Source organism: Sphingomonas sp. Leaf38 (assembly GCF_001421825.1).
Classification (GTDB): domain Bacteria; phylum Pseudomonadota; class Alphaproteobacteria; order Sphingomonadales; family Sphingomonadaceae; genus Sphingomonas.
The window spans coordinates 1,264,876-1,267,906 of the sequence record NZ_LMLD01000011.1; the positions used below are offsets into that span (position 1 = coordinate 1,264,876).

Genomic DNA, 3,031 nt, shown 5'->3' on the forward strand with positions numbered 1-3,031 from the left:
GGTGACCTATCGCGAGTTCAATCTGCAGACCGGCGCATTCGTCGCCAATGGGTTCAACTTGCCCAAGTCGAAGCAGGATGCGACCTGGGTCGACAAGGATACGCTGCTGGTCGCGCGCGACTGGGGGGCGGGGACGACGACGCAGTCGGGTTATGCGTTCGTGATGAAGCAGCTGAAGCGTGGGCAGCCGCTCAGCGCTGCGACCGAGGTGTATCGTGGTGCTGCGACCGACCAGGGCGGTACGGCGGCAAACGTGCTAACGGACGAGAAGGGCAACCGCCTGATCGTGATCCAGCGCCGCAAAACCTTTTTCGGGGCGGACAAGCTGGTGTGGACGCCCGCCGGTGCGCGACCGCTCGCCTTGCCCGACCGGACGTTCCCGGCGGGGATGATCGACGGTCAGGTGATTTTCTCGACGAGCGACCCCTGGGGCAAGATCCCCGAGGGCGCGATTGCATCGGCACCGCTTGCCGAGGTTGAAAAGGGGACGATCAACCCGACGATCGTGTTCGCGCCGAGCCCGCGCCAGTCGGTCGACGGCATGGGGCTGACGAAGTCGAAGCTGCTGCTGGTGGTGTCCGACAATGTCCGCGGCCGCGCGTCGGTGTATACGCACGGGGCAGGGGGCTGGACCGCCAAGCCGATCGCGTTGCCCGACAACGCCTCGATCGACGTCGCGAGCACGACCGATCGTAGCGACGACGCGTATCTGACAGTGACGGGGTTCTTGACGCCGACCTCGCTCTATGCGCTCGATGCGGGCTCCGGCGCTGCACCCAAGCCGATCAAGACGCTGCCGCCGAAGTTCGATGCGTCGAACGACGTGGTCGAGCAGTTCGAGGCGACCTCGACCGACGGGACGAAGGTGCCGTATTTCGTGGTCCACAAGAAGGGCATCGCGCTCGACGGGACCACGCCGACGATCATGACCGCGTATGGCGGCTTCGAGGTGTCGATGACGCCGAGCTATTCGGGGAGCACCGGCAAGCTGTGGCTGGAACGCGGCGGCAGTTACGTGCTTGCCAACATCCGCGGCGGCGGCGAGTTCGGGCCCAAGTGGCACGATGCCGGGCGCAAGACGAAGCGGCAGCTGATCTATGACGACTTCGCCGCGGTCGCCAAGGACCTGTTCGCGCGCAAGCTGACGAGCCCGGCAAAGCTCGGCATCTATGGCGGGTCGAATGGCGGGCTGCTGATGGGCGTCGAGTTCAACCAGCATCCCGATTTGTGGAAGGCGGTGGTGATCCAGGTGCCGCTGCTCGACATGATCCGGTACGAGGGGATCGCGGCGGGCGCGTCCTGGGTCGACGAATATGGGTCGGTGACGGTGCCCGAGGAGAAGGCGTTCCTCGAGAAGATCTCGCCCTATCAGAACATCAAGAAGGGCGTCGCCTATCCAGAGCCCTATATCTGGACGACGACCAAGGACGACCGCGTCGGGCCGCAGCATGCGCGTAAGTTCGCGGCACGGCTGAAGGAATATGGGCTGCCATATCTGTTCTACGAGGATACCGCGGGTGGGCATTCGGGCGATGCGGATATCGCGCAGGGGGCGCGGATACAGGCGCTGCAGATGACCTATTTCACGCAGAAGCTGGTCGGGCCGGCGAAGTAGGCCTTCGCCGTCATCCTGGATTTGATCCAGGATGACGGCATGTCGATCAGCGGCAGCGGACCTGGCTGTTGCTCTGTTCCACCGCGCGCCCGGCAAGGCCACCCGCGGCCGCGCCCAGCAGCGACCCGACGATCCGCGAACGGCCGCCATCGATCACGTTGCCGAGGATACCGCCGCCGGCCGCACCGATGATCAGCCCGGTCGTGCCGTCGTTGCGCTTGCAGTAATAGCGGCCATCCTGCCCCGCATAGACGCGGTCGTTGGTCGCCAGCGTGCGCTCCTGATAGTTCGGCCCTGCGCGGTAATAGCGCGACGGGTCGTAATTGCCTTCGTCGCGCTCGTCGGGATAGGCTTCCTGATAGCCGCGGTCGGGCGCCTGGCGATACCCGCCCTGGGGTGCATAGCCGCCGCGATTGCCGCGCACCGACTGGTAGCGATCGAATTCTGTACGGAAAATCTGCAATTCGCTGTCGAGCCGCGCCTGGGCGGCGGCGAAGCGCGCATCGTCGGCACTGCTCTGTGCGACGGCTGGGGTGGCGACCGACAGGCAGGTGGCGGCGATCATCGCAGCCGTGCCGAGAAAACGCTTCATGATCCGGATCCTTCTAGAGTGTCACGACGAGGGCAGGTGGCAGTATGCGACTGCTGCCCGCCCTCTATCAACGGTCTATCTCAGCGGCAGATCTGCACGCGGCGATGATGGCGCCACTCGGTGCGGCAGCGGCGATTGTTGTTCCAGTTGCGGCGATCGTTGCCGCGACCGCGATAGCGTCGGTCGTCATGGCGATCGCCACGATGATCGTTGCCGCGGAAATCACGCCGGTCGTAACGGTGGTCGCCGCGATGATCGGCACGGGGACCATTGTCATGCTGGCTGTAACCACGATCACGCTGCGCTTCGGCCGGAGCGGCGGCGCCGAGGCCGAGGGTCGCGAAGGCGAGTCCTGCGGCGATGATGTGCGTAAACTTCATGGGACGTCCTCTCGAACCCGAAGATCGGGCTGCCCCGCTGATACGGCTATCGAAAGACATGGTTCCTGAACGCGATTGTCGGCTCCCGTACAGGTTCGCCGACCGGCGGCCCTACGGCGTCAGTGTCACGAAGCTGTCCATCACGCGCTTGCGGCCAGATTGTTCGAAGTCGATCTCCAGCTTGTTGCCCTCGATCTCGGCAATGCTGCCGTAGCCGAACTTCTGGTGGAACACGCGCATGCCGAGCGACAGGTCGTCGCGGCCCTTGTTGCCGAGGCTGATTGCGCTCGCGCGGCTTTCGACCACGCGCGCGGGCTTGGTGGAGAAGCCGCCGCCGGGCGTGGCTGCGCGCTGCCAGCCGGGGCCGCGGCCGGTGCCGCGGGCGACGTCGGCGAACGGGTCGGCGCGGTCGGACCAGTTCGCCTGCCACAGGCTCGCGCCGCC

The 3,031-nt window shown here is 65.7% G+C and carries 3 protein-coding genes and 1 pseudogene; 2 read left to right on the forward strand and 2 right to left on the reverse strand.

All coding sequences use genetic code 11. The annotated features are described in order from the left end of the window. A partial coding sequence (locus tag ASE88_RS13180; RefSeq protein WP_235527937.1) for a prolyl oligopeptidase family serine peptidase occupies nt 1–1,615 on the forward strand: 1,615 nt, incomplete at its 5' end. A gap of 46 nt (nt 1,616–1,661) precedes the next feature. On the opposite strand, the gene ASE88_RS13185 is transcribed toward ASE88_RS13180, so the two are convergent. Further along, on the reverse strand, nt 1,662–2,207 hold the full coding sequence (locus ASE88_RS13185) for a glycine zipper 2TM domain-containing protein (RefSeq protein ID WP_055878438.1): 546 nt from the start codon (nt 2,205–2,207) through the stop codon (nt 1,662–1,664). A 44-nt stretch (nt 2,208–2,251) separates the two neighbouring features. Between ASE88_RS13185 and ASE88_RS18950 the strand changes: the two genes are divergently transcribed. Next, nucleotides 2,252–2,656, forward strand: a complete 405-nt coding sequence (locus ASE88_RS18950) for a hypothetical protein (RefSeq protein ID WP_156357025.1) — start codon at nt 2,252–2,254, stop codon at nt 2,654–2,656. Between the two features lie 42 nt (nt 2,657–2,698). Here ASE88_RS18950 and ASE88_RS19575 read toward each other — a convergent pair. Further along, nucleotides 2,699–3,031 (reverse strand): annotated as a pseudogene (locus tag ASE88_RS19575) (DNA helicase II); the annotation flags it as partial.

Coding starts and splice junctions, on each gene's coding strand:
- ASE88_RS18950 (WP_156357025.1), top strand. CDS start 2,252: ATGCGACTGCTGCCCGCCCTCTATCAACGGTCTATCTCAGCGGCAGAT.
- ASE88_RS13185 (WP_055878438.1), bottom strand. CDS start 2,207: ATGAAGCGTTTTCTCGGCACGGCTGCGATGATCGCCGCCACCTGCCTG.